Annotated in this window: 10 protein-coding genes; 8 read left to right on the top strand and 2 right to left on the bottom strand. The window is 50.0% G+C overall.

Annotated elements, in window-relative coordinates; translation table 11 throughout:
* Positions 1 to 1,096 precede the first annotated feature (1,096 nt).
* Positions 1,097 to 1,987, bottom strand: coding sequence for an AraC family transcriptional regulator (locus tag HDF10_RS06420; protein WP_183811753.1), 891 nt, complete (start codon positions 1,985 to 1,987; stop codon positions 1,097 to 1,099).
* 186 nt (positions 1,988 to 2,173) lie between these two features.
* Here HDF10_RS06420 and HDF10_RS06415 point away from each other — a divergent pair, with 186 nt between their 5' ends.
* From HDF10_RS06415 to HDF10_RS06405, 3 genes are all read left to right on the top strand, one after another.
* The gene (locus HDF10_RS06415) at positions 2,174 to 3,016 is read left to right on the top strand and encodes a phytanoyl-CoA dioxygenase family protein (RefSeq protein WP_260177698.1); all 843 of its coding nucleotides are present in this window, start codon (positions 2,174 to 2,176) and stop codon (positions 3,014 to 3,016) included.
* Complete coding sequence (locus tag HDF10_RS06410; protein WP_183811751.1) at positions 3,010 to 3,870, top strand: hypothetical protein; 861 nt, start codon at positions 3,010 to 3,012, stop codon at positions 3,868 to 3,870. Before HDF10_RS06415 ends, HDF10_RS06410 begins: the two co-directional genes overlap by 7 nt.
* 780 nt (positions 3,871 to 4,650) lie before the next feature.
* Positions 4,651 to 6,483 (top strand): hypothetical protein, encoded by a 1,833-nt coding sequence (locus HDF10_RS06405; protein ID WP_183811749.1) that lies wholly within the window; start codon positions 4,651 to 4,653, stop codon positions 6,481 to 6,483.
* Between the two features lie 178 nt (positions 6,484 to 6,661).
* On the opposite strand, the gene HDF10_RS06400 is transcribed toward HDF10_RS06405, so the two are convergent.
* Positions 6,662 to 7,789, bottom strand: coding sequence for a substrate-binding domain-containing protein (locus HDF10_RS06400; protein ID WP_183811747.1), 1,128 nt, complete (start codon positions 7,787 to 7,789; stop codon positions 6,662 to 6,664).
* A gap of 250 nt (positions 7,790 to 8,039) precedes the next feature.
* Here HDF10_RS06400 and HDF10_RS06395 point away from each other — a divergent pair, with 250 nt between their 5' ends.
* From HDF10_RS06395 to HDF10_RS06375, 5 genes are all read left to right on the top strand, one after another.
* Complete coding sequence (locus HDF10_RS06395; RefSeq protein WP_183811745.1) at positions 8,040 to 11,273, top strand: TonB-dependent receptor; 3,234 nt, start codon at positions 8,040 to 8,042, stop codon at positions 11,271 to 11,273.
* Between the two features lie 97 nt (positions 11,274 to 11,370).
* Complete coding sequence (locus HDF10_RS06390) at positions 11,371 to 12,561, top strand: glycosyltransferase WbsX family protein (RefSeq protein WP_183811743.1); 1,191 nt, start codon at positions 11,371 to 11,373, stop codon at positions 12,559 to 12,561.
* Positions 12,497 to 14,050 (top strand): arabinose isomerase, encoded by a 1,554-nt coding sequence (locus tag HDF10_RS06385; protein ID WP_260177697.1) that lies wholly within the window; start codon positions 12,497 to 12,499, stop codon positions 14,048 to 14,050. Before HDF10_RS06390 ends, HDF10_RS06385 begins: the two co-directional genes overlap by 65 nt.
* 57 nt (positions 14,051 to 14,107) lie before the next feature.
* Complete coding sequence (locus tag HDF10_RS06380; protein WP_183811741.1) at positions 14,108 to 16,432, top strand: DUF6259 domain-containing protein; 2,325 nt, start codon at positions 14,108 to 14,110, stop codon at positions 16,430 to 16,432.
* Positions 16,433 to 16,569: 137 nt separating this feature from the next.
* The gene (locus tag HDF10_RS06375; RefSeq protein ID WP_183811739.1) at positions 16,570 to 17,754 is read left to right on the top strand and encodes a substrate-binding domain-containing protein; all 1,185 of its coding nucleotides are present in this window, start codon (positions 16,570 to 16,572) and stop codon (positions 17,752 to 17,754) included.
* The last annotated feature ends 6 nt before the right edge of the window (positions 17,755 to 17,760 follow it).

Genomic DNA, 17,760 nt, shown 5'->3' with positions numbered 1-17,760 from the left:
CATGCAGTAAATAAAGATTGCAGTAATTTTCAGCGCTGACCGAACGCCGGCTTGATGTAGTGAAATCATGTTCGTCATTAGCTCGTTTCCCTCAATATATGATGAGTGCTTGGTAAATCTACGCTGCGCACCTCCATCGAACACGGCCACCTATCAAAGAAATGTGGGCCGAAACGCGAGACCATAGCATCGGATCGCTCCCTGAGATGACCAAATCAATACGCTTAGTGATCGTTTTTTAGATGTCTAGTTTGTCCTTGCTTTTCATCTCCATGGTCCATCCATTTATCCAAGCTTGATGCGCTTCTTTCAACTGCTTCTCACCGCGGACGCTGCTTCGTGGCCCAGTCTTTCGTAGTATTCGTGTATCTGACCCACTGTCGCTGTGGAAGTAATGGCGTCCGATTCACTCGCGAGGCATCAACTCTTAGAACTGATTCCATCCCGAACTTCCCCATCCGCAGGTTTGCCACCATTAAGCCAAGAAGATTCAGCACCCTTGCGCTCCCTTGCGATAGATAAGTTCTTTCACAAGCCACTTGTCTGCTGGATCCAATCTTGGTGATCTCTTCCATGCCATATAACCTATTTGACGTAACTTTTTAATCCCTCACCAGCACTCTAAAAGCCATTTAACAGCCACGGCAGTAATGCCGAAAGGTGTAGGAGTAATGGCGGCCAGAGGCAGTTTTTATTGAGCATTACACACCTCTTTACATCCCCATCATTGGCCTTGAGCTTCAGCAGCAGCTTAAACTCACCACTTTGACATGTCGTTGAGGCGAACAAAGATAGCTGGTTCTTCTTTTCTCCATGAATATTGCCGGCAACTTGATCGTATGTTCTCTTCGGGATCGAACCGATGATCTCTCTTCCTTCAGCTCGACACCGATACGTAGCTACGATGCTCGAAACGACCGTAGTTCTAGGGTGTTTACGTCGCGCCTCCTCTCAGCGGAGAGTGTTCGATTCGTAGCAAAAACGTAATGCAGGAAGTCTTGTTAAGCGACGTGTTGAACCTCTTAACGGTTTCCAAAATGTTAGACCGATCTCTGTTCAACGGGCATTAGACAAACGAACATCAGCCCGAATCTATTCAATTGTCTTGATTTCGGGGTGCCTGAAAACTCTGCCTTCGCCAGCCACCGGGGGTTAATCCCGCGATTTGCTTAAATGTTCGCATGAAATAGAACTCACTCGAAAAATTAAGCTCAGCAGCGATAGCTTTGATGGGCATGCTGGTCTCTATAAGCATTCGCTTGGCACGGGCGACTTGTTGTTCACGAGCATATCGTTGGGGAGACACTCCAAAATAGCTTCGGAACTTCCGCCGAAAAGTGCTACAAGCCATTCCGCAACTGAGCGCGAGAGACGAGGAATTGACACTCCCGAAATGGCGCCGCAAGAAATCTGCTGCGTCGCGCAGTCTTTGAGTCTCATCTTCTACAAATTCTGGGTGAGACGGTTTAAAGGAAGCTGCTTGCGCAACAATAGCGTGGCAAAGACCCGCTAGAAAGGGTGTCGAACGTGCATCGTGGTCAGCGGCAGCGAGCAGATCAACGAAGAGATGGACCACACTCTCTGCGCAGCCTCGCAACATCGATGTCGCGGGCAGCAATCCTTCTTTGCGCCAAAGACGAGCCATTTCCCCATCGAATGTAGCCCAATACTCAGTCCACCCCGCTGAGATGTCGGGTCGGTACCGGTGCCACTCGCCCGGGTTGACAAGAAGCAGATTACCAGCTTCGACTTGAACCTTACCGTCGCGCGCCGATTCAAAGCTGCCAGATCCCGCTGTGATGAAAAGCAGAATGAATTCATCCAGAATACGTCCGCGCTTCCAGTCGAAATCATAACCTGCTGGGTGTCCGGGTGGAGGGTAAGGTTGTCGGGGTCGCACGATGATGCGGCCTGTGCCGGTCAGGTACAAGCCCCAAGCGCGATCCTTACGGCTAACGGAAAAGTAATGCTGCTGTGAAAGGTTCATGCTTGAGCAGAAAGTATATATGCGAAGACACGAGGTGCATTGTAGAAGGTAGAGCGCAAGGAATAGAGTTCGCTTCGCAGACGGTCAGCCGATGCAGGGGACTTGAACATGATAACAAGTGCGATTTTGCCAGAGCTATTCTCATGTGGGCAGCGATTGGGACAGGGCGAACGTCAGTTGGGCCTTATGCGCGATGCCAACGCCTTATTACAGAGGCGCGAGTTGATGCAGGAGCGAATGCGCGAAGACGGCTACTTGTTGCTCAGAGGAGTGTTGGAACAAGATTTGGTTCTGCACGCGCGCAAGACGGTTCTTGATAGCCTTCAAAGTGACGGACAATTGGATCCCGGGATGCCGCTCATGGATGGAGTTCCGAAATCGGATATAAAGCTCTCATTTCAGCCTGAGTTGGCTCAGAAAAACAATCAGCCACTTCAGCAGCTTTTGTATGACACGAATTGCAATCTCATGCGGTTGTTCCGTCGATTCCTTGGCGGCCCCGTACTCCATTTCGATTTCACATGGCTGCGCTGTCTCTCGCCCGGTTTGGGAACTCCTTCGCATTGCGACATCGTGTTTATGGGCAGAGGCACTAGAAACCTGTATACGGCTTGGGTGCCTCTTGGCGACGTCGACTTCCTTACTGGTGGCCTGATGGTTCTGGAAAACAGTCACACAAACGGCCGCCTACGCGAAACATACGGGTCTAGAGATGTCGATAGCTATTGCGAAAACCGTCCAAACGATCCCGCACTGACAGCAAACGGTTATAACGGTTGGCTCTCAGAAGATCCAAACCTTATCCGAGAGTCGTTGGGAGGGCGCTGGCTGGTTGCCGAGTATGAAGTTGGAGACGTTGTTATCTTTTGCATGGACTTGGTACACGGGGGAATGGACAATCGCTCCAACCGCCTCCGGCTTTCGTCCGATTCTCGCTATCAATTAGCTAGCGAACCAGCAGACGAGCGATGGATTGGCGAAAATCCTTCGGGCCATAGCCGCGCGGGTAAACGGGGGCGGATTTGCTGAATGTAAACTCGGCGGCGAAGCGTCTTCGCATTGGAATTGTAGCCGGAAATTTTACGGATTTGCCAGCGTTTTCGTTAGGACCGCATGGTAGTGAGCGCGACAAATATCGGGAGGTTAAATTGGCGGGCTATGAGGCAGTCCAAGGTGGCGATGCTGACTATTGTCGCGATACAGGCTTAGCTGTGATTGCAAGCGGAGTTGTTCCTTCAGCTGCTGCGGCGGACTCTTTTGCGAATGAGTGCAGATCTCGTGGTGCGGTTATGGCGTCTTGCATCGCCGGTTACGGTTACGAGTCCGAGAGAGAGTGCGACGTGCTCGTGAAGAGCATCTTGACTGCCTCCTCGCGACACGGCGTACCAATCTTAATTGAAACACACCGCGGTTCCATCACACAGGATGCATGGAGAACCGTACAGTTGATCCGGAGGACGCCCGAATTGTTGCTGACAGGGGACTTTTCACATTGGTTTACCGGCCAGGAGATGCTTTACGGAGATTTACCGCGTCGCCTTGCGTTCTTGGAACCTGTATTTTCGCGAACAGCTTTGGTGCATGGCCGCATTGGGAACCGCTGCTGCATGCAGGTAGATATTGGGCAAGGCGATCATCCATCTGTACCAATTTTTGAGGAGTTGTGGACCCGGGTGATGCACTACTTTCTCAAATGTAATCGAAGCAATGATTTATGGTTCTGTCCAGAACTACTGGGTACCAAATATGAATATGCCCGAGTCTTTCCAGACGGAACAGGAGAGTTGCGCGAAGAGAGTGACAGGTGGTTGCAAGCAGGTGAACTGGTGCGTATCGCAAGACATTGCTTCAACCGTGCTTTGGCCGCAAAAAATGAAGAATGAACCTGCTAGCACTTTTGAAATAGAAGATCGAAAACGATCTATGGCAAATGGTTGATGTCTTATCAAAGAAGTCAAGACCATAACGAGGTGACTGGAAGGCTTATTAGATCAGCAGCTTCGACCAATGCTGGCGAGGCGTTTTACCTCCGCCGAGACTACATCCTTACGAAAGATTACACTCTCATTATTTTGCATCACGATCTCGGGCGGTGCTAAAGGCACAATTTTGGACAAACAAATAAACGGGAAAACGACTCACCCTCGGGGGATCCGAAGTACAATCCAACGTTGACCTACCTAACCAACGGCTAGCTCCCAGCGGGGTTTACGCGAGAAAAAACCTGCTGCCAACAATTGCCCAACCTCATTTCGGTTTGATGCGCGACCATATCCGAGCCTCCTCGCCCCAAAGGTCACGATGGATTTGATAATTCGACACGGAACTGGCGAATCTTGAACGCGAGGTAACGGTCATGCTGCTAAACGGAGGAACATGATAATCGTCTTGCGAGGGGACACGATCAGTTTAGCTGTTTCATCTAGAGACGCGACGAAGTTTTGGCTGTTGAAATTTGGTAGAAGCTCGCCAAGCGTTAAGGTTCAAATGAACACAAGAATGCCTAAGGATTCGACCACGAACATTTCATTATGTGAAATGCTCATTTCTTCTACCATTGATTCTAGTCAAGTAGGTTTTAGCTCTGTACATTAGGCGACGACTATTTGGAAGCTTTTGGGAGATTTCTCATGACAATTTGCGAGTTGAAGAGGATAGATTTGATGCAACGATTTATCCTCCCTTTATGCGCTCATGAAAAAAGTGACATCCGCCCGAAAAAAGTGGCGCAGTTAGATGTCAATATTCTTGTTATTTTCGCCGCAGCCGTAATGCTTTTACTTGCAAGCGACAGCGCGTTCGCTACAGTTTATCCTAGTAATACACTCTATTACATAAGTAATACAGGATGCAGCAACGCAAACGCGGGCACTAGCTCAACTGCACCCTGGTGTGACTTCACAAATGTAAATGGAAGCACGTTTAGTCAGGGAGACCAGATCCTGCTCCAGTCCGGAGGTAGCTGGGCATCGCAAATCGCTCCTTTAGGTAACGGTGCCAGCGGTAATCCGGTTATTCTTGGTTGCTATCCAGCGAGCTCCTGTTCGACGAACTACCCAGTGATAAATCCGGGCTCGCAACTTTCGGCAGTTTCCCTGATAAATCCATCTTTTTGGACGATAACGAATCTGTCAATGACAGGAGGTCTGAACGGAATTCATATTAACTTTAGCCAATTGGGTAATCAAGGCTTAGTTCTACAGAATCTTAATATTCACGATATGGCAGGGACCGTTTCCGCGATTCTAATCGACGGAATGAACACAAATCCTCCCACATTGATTGCCAGCAATCAATACGTGATCAGTGGCATAACCTTTTCAAACATTACCATCTCTAAGGCTGGTGCGATCTACCTGACCGCGGGCTATGCAAACGCACAACAGGTAAACAATGGATATCCTAATGCTCAACAAAATGTATTGATGAAGAACGTCACGGCATCCAATTTTAGCGATTGCTTTGTGTTCGCAAACATTGAGAACGTAGTAGTCACGGACGGCTCCTGGACACAAGGCGATGTCAATGGCCGCTGCGGAGCAGCCGTTTATCTCGTGGCCGCTTCAAATGTCACGTTTAATAACGTACTTTCATATAACGATGCCTTTACCAACGCAAACGACAACGCTGCCTTCGTTTATGACAATCAGGAAACTCAACTTCGGTGGCGCGGCAATTATTTTTACAAGAATGCAGCTGCCGGAATCGAGGGAGCTGAAAACCTGTGTTTTAAAGATTGCACGGCCTCTACGAATTTTCAGTTTGAAGTGTCCAACTCGACTTTCTACGACAATTCAACACAAGCAGTGTGTACTGTGCCGGCAAATCCCACTGCTACATATGGCTACTATGGAGATATCAGTGTCGCTTATAGCCCTCAGACACAGATGACTGTGCAAAACAATTTGTATTCGGACACACCTCAAAGTTGCAACGGTTTCGTCGTACGGGCGAACTCAGCTTACCAGACCCTTACAAACAATATTAACTTCGGATCGAACGGTCTATATAACTCCTTGTCTCAGTTCAGCGGCACACAAGGGCAATACCAGTGGAATTACGAATACTGGAATGGGTCAGCGTGGCTCGTCAATACTCCTACCTACAACTCTGCAACCGGTACGTGGATCTGGAACACGGGCGCGTTCATCAACAACTTCGACATGCAGCCTGACACTTGCACGAACTGCTGGACTGCGCGCTTTTGGACCGCCCCGCAGGCTGGGACTATACATGTGACCGGTTGGGTGCTAAAGAACTCAACAGGTACACCCGCGCAGGTGGGGATTTACCACGGAGGAACGAATCCAGGGTGGGTATGGGGCTCAGCCAACAGTTGGTACACACTCGGAGCAAACGATCAAATCGGCGTGCCGACCTTAGCAACTGTAGTCGTCGCTAAGGGGGACACGCTTCAGTTTGTGGTCGGGAACCAAAGCGGTCTGTCACCTTCGGGCGCGTTGGTTAGCTGGATGCCCTCGATTGCATATCAATGACAACAGTGCTCAGAGACAACAGTGCTCAGAACGCTCTTTTGGCTTCTACATGCGACAACACGAACATGTCTATGACACGCCCCGCTCCCGTTGGAGACGTGTTGAATAGGATGTATCGTAAAACGGATGAGACTATTTGACCTGGTCCTATAAAACTGGTTCGCAGATGTGATGGTGGTCAACTTGCTTTGGAAGCCTTTGTCTCGCGTCCGTAGTATTGCTTCAAATTGCTCGCTGTGAGCAATTGATGCTTTATGAATATGGCCTGTGGCACTGGATCGCGATGCTCCAGGATGTTCATTGCGAGGGCAAGTAGTTGATCACCATACTTCTCAGGGAAGTATCCAACGGATCCGATGAGGCGAGTGCCTGGTTTACGCATCTCCAGACGAGCCTCAACGGAGCCATTTTGACCTACAATCACGCAGTCTTGAAGGCGACTGGCATCTGTAAATGCTGCCAAAGCGCCCAGCGCGCTGGGATCGTTGATCGCGCTTACAAGAATTCGCTTAGCAGACGAAGAGGCGAGATGGCGGCCTACAGCCATTCGACTTGCTTCGAGTTGGCCGTTTCCACTAATGACAGAAATTTTCGATTCCATCAAGTTAGGGAGCACCTCTCGGATACCTAGGAGACTTCCAGTGAGTCTCGCTTCCGGCAAAGACCCAGCTTGTGGCAAGCCTATCAACAAAACTTCATCGACCCGTCCCTTCCAGTGTTTTTCAGCCCACTTTCCCAAATACCGCCCAGCAACCAAACCTGCCTGGCAATTGTTCACGCCAAAGAACGTGGCGTTAGGATGCGGGATTTCTATCGCGATGAGTGGCACCTTTCGCTCGATCGCTCGTGCGGAGATGAGTGGCGCTACCAAGGCATCGGTTTGAAACTCCATAATGAGATCGATTCCGTCCGCCAGAAGTTTGTCGGCGTTCGTGAGCGCGACCATGGGGCTGTACTGATTGTCCATGACAATCAACTCGACGTCTAATTTGGCTGCACTTTCGATCAGACCACGAGTTACCGCTCGGGAGAAGGCGAATTCGCTGGTTTGTGCAGCGTAGCCGATTCTGAAGCGCGTACGCTTCCGTGAGTTGCTGACCAAACTATAACGACGTGCCGCGTTCTTCGTAAGAATGTTGTGGGTATGAAGAGTTGCGAGCAGGCGAAATGTGGTCGGTCTGCTCAAGGCCGCTCGTGCGGCGACTTCATAGAGGGGCAGGCTGCCTTCGTCCTGAAGGATACGGATAAGTCGGCAAGCCCTTGCGACTGACTCAATCTCATACGAATTATCCTGGCTTCGTTTCATAAAAGGACGCTCCATAATTTCAATCAATGAAATTCAGTATACAGAAAATATGGTCAGACCAATTTTTTCAATGTACCAAGGTTCTAAAACAACGCCAAAAGAGATATGTGGCCTCCGGACACACTATGGTTCGATTGCGCACCGTGAAATATCACTATATATAGCTATTACGTCTTGTCAAGCTCTTGTTCGCCTAATAGATTCGGCGCTGCTGTATAGAGGCAGTACATTAGGAGGCGCAAACCGCATCATGCAAAAACAATTAGTTCATCAAATATTAGCTATAACGTCAGAATCCCAGCCCCAGGCCAAAGCCGTTGAGAAAGGCGGACGTCGTCTCTTAATTTGCATCATTTCTGCGATGTTTTTTGCAGTTTTGCTTTGCTCAGGGTTGCAAGCCCAAGTGGCTTCTGGAACGATCGTTGGTACAGTTACGGATTCGTCAGGCGGCTTGATTCCCAAGTGTTCCGTCACTGTGACTAGCACGGAGACTAATCTGCAACGGGTTGCGGAAACCGACGGTTCTGGTGTCTATAGCCTGCCATCACTACAACCGGGGTCCTACAGAATAACGGTCGCAGCCGCTGGTTTTGCCAACCAAGTCTCTACAGTAGAAGTAACCCTTGACGCCATAATACGAGCAGATTTCAAGCTTGGGGTGGGTGGAAGCAATCAGACGGTTGAGGTGCAGGCTAACGGTGTTCAACTTCAAACCGAGAGCCATGAAGTGAGTAGCACATTTTCTTCTAGAACAATCGAAAATCTGCCCTCGGCCGGTCGAGATGTGTTCAGCACACTGACCGCTGCTCCAAATGTTCAATCCTACGCGACCAGCAATGGTAACAGCGACATCGACTTTTTCCAGACCGGAGGCAACAGTCTGACCATCGGCGGTACGACATACGGGAATACCAGCTACTTGCAGGATGGTGTCACGAACTACAATCTCCTAACCAAAACCGCAAATCTGCAACCCTCGCCGGAAGACGTGCAAGAGGTAAGTATTCAGGCGAACGGCGCGTCAGCACGCTTTGCCCAGCCTGCTGTGGTCAACATCATCACTAAAGGTGGATCAAACTCCTTTCATGGAAGGGTGTACGATTATTTTCGGAATGATGATCTGAACGCGAAAAATTACTTTAGTACAACCAAAGCTAAGCTTAGATACAACAACTTCGGGGTCAATATTGGGGGACCGATCTTCCGGAATAAACTATTCTTCTTCTTTTCCTATACCGGCCTTAGGAGCAGTACTGGCTTCACGCAACAGGCTTTCGTGCCAACGTCAGCGGAACGAAGCGGTGACTTCTCAGCAGACCCTTTCACTATCTACGACCCCAATACTTATAATCCAACAACAGGCACGATATCGCCGTTTCCCGGCAACATAATTCCCACGCCGCGGATCAGCTCTTTTGCCACGAACTATTTACCGTACTTTCCGCTTCCCAACGGAAGCGCCATTCCTGGGAATAACTTCCAAAAAAACCTTACGCCGCAGACAACATTTGACGACTACTTGGGACGGCTCGACTACAACATAGGCAGTAGAGATTCTATATACGGTGCGATTGAAGTAAACAATCCAACAACTAACACGCCGTCATTCAGTGCAGTGTCACTTTTTACGGGACAGAACATCCAGGATGCGACCAATGGGTATGCGCAAGAAACCCATACGTTTAGTCCGACATTGGTCAATGTAGCCCGTTTTGGCTACAACCATAGCAATATTTTCGAGACCTTAGCTGGAGCCGGTCAACAGATGTATAGTAAGCTCTTCGGTTTGCCTTTTATTACTCCTGCGACCATCCAAGAGCTTCCTCCGACAGTTAGTTTTTCTTCACACTCTGGATTAGGTAACGCGTTCGCTCCCGACGGAGCTAACCAGCATCTTTACCAGTACACAGACGAACTAAACAAGACGATCGGGAAGCACTCAATCTTTGTTGGATTAGATGTCAGTCAAATCGATTTTAATGCGTCCTGGGTGATTTGGAACAATGGCCAATTAAATTTTAACGGCCAATATACTTCGAATCACAGCATCAGCAACTTGCAGGGCGGATCAGACGTTGCCGATTTTCTATTAGGCCTTTCCAACCAGGCATACGGAGCAAATGGTTACACAACTGGAGATTTTAAGCAGGTCTATGTGATGCCATATGTTCAGGATGACTGGAAGTTAACTCCCAAGCTAACCTTAAATCTGGGGCTTCGCTACGATTTTTATGAGTCCCCGAGCGATCACAACGGACACTCTAACGTGTATGACGTCGCAACAAATACCAATCATCCTGGAACATTTCGCCAGAACTATCTCAATTTTGCGCCAAGGTTTGGCTTTGCATATTCGGTCGATGATAAGACAGTTCTTCGGGGTGGCTACGGGATCTACTACAGCACTTTTCTTTATAACGAGTTGCAGTTCTTGCTTGCGAACCAACCGAACTACACTTTACAGATTAATACTTTTGCGGTCGATTCGCCGACGGCAATCTCAAACGTGTTTGTTGCAAATCCCAATAGCAGCGTACTTTCGCCTTTCACTACAGCTCTCAATATGCCCACAACAAATGTGCAGCAGTGGAATCTTGCTGTGCAAAGATCCTTCGGGAACAATTGGCTGGCCAGTATCACTTATTTGGGCAATAAATTGAGTCACCTGCAAGAGAGGATCAATCCGAATCAAGCCACGCCACCTGACCCATCAAACATAACTCCAATAAGCTCGCGCCGCCCCTACGCCTATGTCGGAGATGTCTTGGAAGCAGCAGATGTAGCCTACGGCAACTATAACGCTCTCCAAGCACAACTTGAACGACGGTTCTCGAATGGTCTGACATTCAATACGAATTACGTGTGGTCGAAGGCTCTTGATAACGACAGCACTGATAATGAAACACCACGCTTAGCTTCAAATTTAGGTCTCGACTATGGCCGTGCTGACTTCGACCGGACACACGTCTTCAAGCTGTCCGGGGTTTACGATTTGCCGTACGGAAAACAATCGAGCAACTTACTTAAGCGTGAACTGATCGGCGGTTGGCAGGTGAGCGGAATCTTTATCGCCCAAAGTGGAACACCGACAAGCGTCTTTGCGAACGACCTCTCTCAGACCGGAGGTAATCACTTGCAGTACGCGAATCAGGTTTGCAATGGTAACTCACCTTCCAGCAGAGGCTTCAACCACTGGTTTGACACAACCTGCTTTGTACAGCCTGGCATTGGAGTGCTGGGTAATGCAGGCAGGAACGACATTATCGGGCCCCGGTACACAAATCTGGATGCGTCTGCGATGAAGACCATCTCCTTTGGCGATGTACGGGCTTTGCAGCTTCGCGCGGATTTATTAGGTGCATTGAATCATCCGCAGGGTAGTCTGCCCGCTTACAACCAGACCGTTGCATCGCCGACGTATGGTCAAGTTACTAGCGTTAGTGGATCGCGGGTGATTCAGTTGTCTCTGAAGGCCATATTCTAGTCGTGCTTGACCAGTGTTACCAGCAAATTGCCCGCGACACGACGGCAAGCATCTACAGAACAGGATGCTTGCCGTGGACACCATATTGGAGAATTGAATGTATTTAGATAGACGTGAGTTCATGAAGATGGGTGCCTTAGCTGCGACGGCCAGAGCTGCACCGAATGTGCCCGTGTCTAATAAGTACAACGTTGGCGCGTTCTATTTTCCCAACTTTCACGTAGATCCTCGAAACGAGGAGGTGCATGGAAAGGACTGGACGGAGTGGGAGATCCTGAAACGGGGCGAACCTAAGTTCGCCGGACACGATCAACCGAAAAAGCCTGCGTGGGGCTACCTGGACGAGGCCACTCCGGCTGCGTTCGAGAAGAAGACTGCAGCGGCACATCAAGCGGGAATAAACCATTTCATCTTTGACTGGTACTGGTACGAGGGAAAGCCGTTCCTGCAGCGTGCTGTTGAGGAGGGCTATCAGGTCGCCGCAAATAAGAATGACGTCAGCTTCTGCATCATGTGGGCTAACCATGATTGGTACAATCTAATGCCTGCTCGGCTCGACCAAAAGGAGAAAGCGCTTCTCTACAAGGGGACATATAGTGCAAGTGAGTTCGATCGAATTACCGACTATATTGTCACGCATTATTTCAGGGATAATCATTACTTTCAAGTAGATGGTTGTCCATATTTTTCCATCTACGAGCTGGCCAATCTTGTGGATAGGATGGGAGGCCTCGAGATAGCCCGAGAAGCGTTTGAGCGCTTTCGTGCCAAGGTGCGATCGGCCGGATTCAGGGACGTCTACTTCAATGCAGTCGCTGCAGGTATCAAGTCGATTTCCGATCCGGCGGCGTTTCTTCACGCGCTTCGCGTCCAAAGTGTCACGTCTTACACGTGGTTCCACCATTTCGAGATGAATACCTTTCCTACGGTTGACTATGCCTCAGCGTTACGGGCTGCGCCAGGGTTTTGGAAAGAAGCAAACGCGATGTTTGGAGTTCCGTACGAGGCCGACGTCAGTATGGGTTGGGACCCGAGCCCGCGAACCTGCCAATGCGACAAGTTCGAGCATTCTGACTATCCCTATACAAGCATCCTTGTAAACAATACCCCGGAGCTGTTTCAGCAAGGTCTCCTCAACGCAAAGGTTTATATGGATGGCCTTACAAATCAGCCAAAAATTCTAAATATTAATTCCTGGAACGAGTGGACAGAGGGTAGTTATCTTGAACCTGACGCCACTCACGGGATGGCTTATCTCAATTCAATCCAGAAAGTATTTGGGGCCTGAATCGCTCATGACAAAAATAAATACATCGCTTTTAGAAGTTTCGTCATTTGCTGCAGTATCCAGTGAACAGAACCTGCGTGTCGGATTGTTCGGTGTTGGACTGGAAGCGTACTGGCCTCAGTTTCCAGAACTGAAAAGGCGACTGGACGGCTATATGAGCCAAGTTGCCATCCGGCTAAGCAGACCAGGCGTTGAGATCACTGATCTTGGAATTATTGATACGCCGAATCGCGCACTAGAAGCGAGTCACGAGCTACGCCGGGCAGACGTTGACATAGTTTTCTTGTACATCACAACATATGCCCTATCAGCGACCGTGCTGCCATTGATGCGGCGTCTGAAGGTGCCTCTAATCGTACTTAATCTTCAACCGACAAGCAGGATTGACTACGCAAACTTCAACCGATTGCCTGACAGGCAATCAATGACAGGGGAATGGCTTGCGTATTGCTCCGCTTGTCCTCTCCCCGAGTTCGTGAATGTTTTTCGCCGTTCAGGGATTGAGATGCACGAGGTGACCGGCGTTCTCGAAGGAGAAGATGCCTGTTGGAAGGACGTTGACGACTGGATCAGCGCGGCACAGGTTGTGGCAGATTTGGAACAGAACCGGCTTGGATTGTTGGGACACTACTACTCCGGAATGCTCGATATCTATACGGATCTTACGCTGCTGAGCGCAGTTTTTGGAGTTCATATCGAGATTCTTGAAGTCGAAGAGCTCGCAAGGTTACGCGCAGAAGCGGAAGCAGAGGTAATTGAGAGCCGCGTTGAACTCTTCGAACAAGCTTTCGAGATGCAAGATGGTTGTGACCCTACGGATATAGCCGAGGCTGCTCGGACTTCAGTTGCGCTGGACCGGCTTGTTGAGCAACATGGGCTGAAGTCGGTCGCCTACTACCACAAAGGAACAGGCAACATTGAAAATGAGCAGGCGATCAGTTCCATTATTCTTGGTACTTCACTGCTTACCGCAAAGGGGATACCTGTTGCTGGCGAGTACGAAGTTAAGAATGTCCTAGCGATGAAAATCCTGTCATCTTTAGGGGCGGGAGGTTCGTTCAGCGAGTTTTATGCGACAGACTTTGAGGATGATGTTGTGCTCATGGGTCATGACGGTCCTGGACATGTAGCAATCGCGGAGGGGAAGCCTAAGGTCAGATCGCTTGCTGTCTATCACGGAAAGGTTGGCCGTGGTCTGTCGATCGAGATGTCTGTCCGTCATGGGCCTGTCACACTCCTGTCCCTTGCCGAAGATCCTGGAAGAGGTTTCAAGCTGGTCGTAGCCGAAGGAGAATCGGTTCCAGGTCCGACTCTCGAGATCGGCAACACGAATAGTCGCTATCGATTTTCGATAGGAGCGCGACGGTTTCTTTCGGAATGGAGCGCAGCCGGACCTGCACACCATTGTGCCATTGGTGTGGGCCACCTCGCTTCCACGATTGAAAAAGTAGGAGCGTTGCTGGGAATTCCAGTCATCCACGTGTGCTAGAAGCTCTTCCTCGTTGGAACCGGGCTACACGCAGGGAAGCAAAAGGACGATCAATAAATGACTGATTCGAAGGAACTCTCGCGTAGGCGATTTCTCTCCGTAGTTGCTTCTACGGCGGCAACTTCATGCCTTCCCCTTTCTTTGGATGCCGTTCTGGCTTGCGAATCGCCGCCCGCAATGGCCGAGGACGGTCACATCGCTATCTCCCGCGAAGCTCTTGCTACCGAACCTGTGATCGTATTGAATTCAGGTTACCGATTGCTGATTAATTCGAAGACCGGGAGCATTGTTTCGTTCCGATCTACGTTTGGCGTCGATCGCGATTTGCTTATTTCAAATCATGTTCGTTTGCCGCTTTTGAAGATGGAATTGATGAATGATCACTCCGAGTTCCTTACCATTGATTCATTACAAGCAAAGGTGGTAACGGTACGTAAAAATGGAGAGGAGGCGGAGCCGACAATCACGATTGAGTATAAAGATATTGCCGACTTACCCATTGAGGCACGTGTGACCGTGCGTTGCCCGGCAAACGAGACTCTTACCTATTGGAGCCTGGAGTTGATGAATGGCACCACCTCATGGATCGGGCACATACAGTTCCCGCTGATCGAGATTCCGTTTGACAAGCTTGTGGATGACGATCCTAGTCACATCCTCTGGTCCTTTGCAGATGGCGGGTTGGCAAGCCCGGTCGTGCCCTCGATGTCGATAGGGCCATGGGGCAACAATCAGCGCAACACTCCAGAACTCTGGCGATACAACAACTATCCTGGACAATGGACTTCGACCCAGTTGATGGCCTACTACAACGATGCCGGGGGCCTTTATGTGGCGTGTGACGATCCCTCCGGTCTGCCCAAATTTATCGATCCATTGATAGAGGAAGATGGGGTTACGATGGGACTGGGTCACTACCCTGGCACGCGTGGCCCATCGACCCTAAAGCTGTCCTACAACGTTGTCCTTGGAACGTTCCACGGCGATTGGTATGCTGCCGCCGAGATCTACCGCGATTGGGCCTCGAAGCAGCCGTTCTGCGCGACCAAGCTAGCACAAAGGAAAGATCATCCGGCGTGGCTTACGGATTCTCCCGTCGCCATCGCCTTTCCGATGCGCGGCCAAGGAGACTGGGATCCTCCCGCCGCTGTGAATGCGGAATACACTCCCGCGACGAATGCCTTGCCTTATCTTGAGAAGCTCGCAGCTGGTCTTGAATGCCCTTTGATGCCCATTGTTTTTAATTGGGAGCATGGTGGCCCGTGGGTGCAACCCGATGCCTTCCCTCCTTTAGGAGGAGAGGCCGCGATGCGAGAGTTCATGGCCAGAGCAAAAGAAAAAGGCTGGTATCCCGTTCTGTATGGAGATGGGCTTTCCTGGGTTACCTGGCAAAAGAACACGAACTACGATGGCATGGCATATTTTAAATCCCGTGACGGTAAAGCGGCCGTTGCTCGCAAGTGGGATGGAAGCCTGCTTGAGGACGTCTGGGCTTGGCGCAAAAACTATGTCGCTTGCCTTGGAACTGAGAAAGGCAGGCAAATGGTTCTGGATATGACGCGAAAGATGTCGGAACTCGGACCCGCTGTCATCCAGCAGTTCGATCAAGGTCCAGGGCCCAGAGCTTGTTATGCGGCCGATCATGGACACCCGCCAGTTCCAGGACCGTGGATGACAGCAGCCTTCACCGGGTTGATTCAAGCGGACACCAAAGCGGCGAGATCGACGAAAGCTGCAGTCATCATGTCGTGCGAAGGAGCGCCGCCGGAGAGCTATTTGCAGGATTTTCAGACTTGGGATGCCCGTGCTAGCATGTGCCCTCTTTATTCCTTCCTTTATCATGAATATGGCAATGGCCATCAGGGGTTCTACACCAACCGGGTTAGTGATGAAGCTCTACGGCTCTCCGTAGCAAGGGCGATCGTCAACGGCTATATGGTCAACGTGACCCTGCGCGATAAAGGCTTGATTGAATACGATTGGGATCAACTATGGAACCGTGCTATTCCAGATCAGGTCGCAATTGTCGATTGGATTAAACGAGCCAATCAATTTCGAACGGGAATAGCTCGAGATTACCTCGTTTTTGGACGTATGCTGCGACCGTGGAAGGTAAGTAATGTAATGACTCGCGACTTTGGCTGGGGTAAGGAACCCTTAGTACAATCTGCGATCTGGCAAGCACCCGATGGAAGAATTGGTATTGTGTTGGCTAATTATGCTGATTTGGGCGAATCGCCGCGCGTGGAGTTAGCGGTTACCGGACAGAAACAGTTAAAGCTAACCATCGATGGCCTTGAGACCCGTCGAACAGTGCTGTTACCAACTGTAATCGATATCGAAATGACTCCCCGATCTCTAGCTCTAATTGAAGTCCAATGAGCACTCATACGACAAGACAGTCGAAAAAGGCTCTAACAAGGTGTGGTGGATTATGAGCAGTCAAACAACAACAATTTGGAGTCATGAATAGCTAATCTTTTGAACTTATCAACCTGATGAATGGTCTAGGTGTGATTATGGATAATACAGCGATACCTACGGTCATCGATAAGCATCCGTCAAGGCCACCTCGGTGCTCTGAAACCTATATCTCTTCGTTGCCTAAGCCGGAGATATATTCCACGAAGCGACCATCTCAGCGGACTTATGTCATCCCAATGTTGTCTAAAGCTTTGGATATCCTAGAGGCGCTTGAAATGGAGAAAGAGCCGGTCTCTCTGGAATTCCTCGCAAGGCAGCATCCTCAAATTGCGAAAAGCACCATCTACCGCGTTCTACAAACCTTTGCGAGCCGCGGGTATTTGGCTCGAAATGAGACTCTATACAGTCGTCTCGCGCGCCCGAAGCGAATGCGCTTCGGTTTCGCAGGACAGAGCGAAAAGAATCCGTTTGCTGGAGCTGTCGTCGCATCTCTGCGGTCAGCGGCAATGACTAATGGCGTGGAGCTAATGGAGCGAGACAACCAATATAGCAATGCGGGCTGCGTGCGAAATTCGAAGGACTTAGTAGCGAATGGAGCCGATATGATCATTGGGTTCCAGATTGAGGAGCAATCAGCATCTCTGGTAGGTCACACTATATCCAGTGCGGGCATACCGCTAATCACCGTGGATACCTCGATTCCGCACGCCGTCTATTTCGGAGTCGATAACTTCAAGGCTGGCTTCGAAGCTGGTGAACTCCTTGCGAAATACGCCCGAGCTAAGTGGAAGGGAACAGTGGATTGGGTTCTAGGACTTAATGCGAGTGACAGATGCAGCTTAGTGAATAGCCGTATCGCTGGTTCGTTTGAGGGCGTTCAAACACATTTCCCGCGAGTATCCCTGGACCGATATGTGCAACTCAATGTTGGGTCTGAGCGTGGTTCGAGTGCGAAGGTTGTGGGTGAGTTTTTGCAGAGTCATGCGCTCACCGATCGCATTTTGATTACAGCAGCCACGGACACCAGCGCTCTCGGCACACTACAAGCTGTCCGAGATGCCTCTCGTGAGCAGCACACAGCAATTGTGGGCCAGGAAGGTATTCCGGAAATGTTAGTTGAATTGCGCGGTCGAAAGGGTGCTTTGATTGGCTCAGTTTCACATGAGGCTCAGACCTATGGGCCGCAGCTGATCCAGCTTGGCGTGGCGATGCTGCGTGGACACATAACTCACCCCTATAATTTTGTGCAGCACAAGGCTGTTGTATTTGGTTTAGCTTGATTGGGC

Source organism: Tunturiibacter empetritectus (assembly GCF_014201375.1).
GTDB lineage: Bacteria > Acidobacteriota > Terriglobia > Terriglobales > Acidobacteriaceae > Edaphobacter > Edaphobacter lichenicola_D.
Note: the sequence above shows the minus strand (reverse complement) of the source record. Positions and strands in the feature narration are given on the sequence as shown.

Coding starts and splice junctions, on each gene's coding strand:
- HDF10_RS06420 (WP_183811753.1), bottom strand. CDS start 1,987: ATGAACCTTTCACAGCAGCATTACTTTTCCGTTAGCCGTAAGGATCGC.
- HDF10_RS06415 (WP_260177698.1), top strand. CDS start 2,174: ATGCGCGATGCCAACGCCTTATTACAGAGGCGCGAGTTGATGCAGGAG.
- HDF10_RS06405 (WP_183811749.1), top strand. CDS start 4,651: ATGCAACGATTTATCCTCCCTTTATGCGCTCATGAAAAAAGTGACATC.
- HDF10_RS06400 (WP_183811747.1), bottom strand. CDS start 7,789: ATGAAACGAAGCCAGGATAATTCGTATGAGATTGAGTCAGTCGCAAGG.
- HDF10_RS06395 (WP_183811745.1), top strand. CDS start 8,040: ATGCAAAAACAATTAGTTCATCAAATATTAGCTATAACGTCAGAATCC.
- HDF10_RS06390 (WP_183811743.1), top strand. CDS start 11,371: ATGTATTTAGATAGACGTGAGTTCATGAAGATGGGTGCCTTAGCTGCG.
- HDF10_RS06380 (WP_183811741.1), top strand. CDS start 14,108: ATGACTGATTCGAAGGAACTCTCGCGTAGGCGATTTCTCTCCGTAGTT.
- HDF10_RS06375 (WP_183811739.1), top strand. CDS start 16,570: ATGGATAATACAGCGATACCTACGGTCATCGATAAGCATCCGTCAAGG.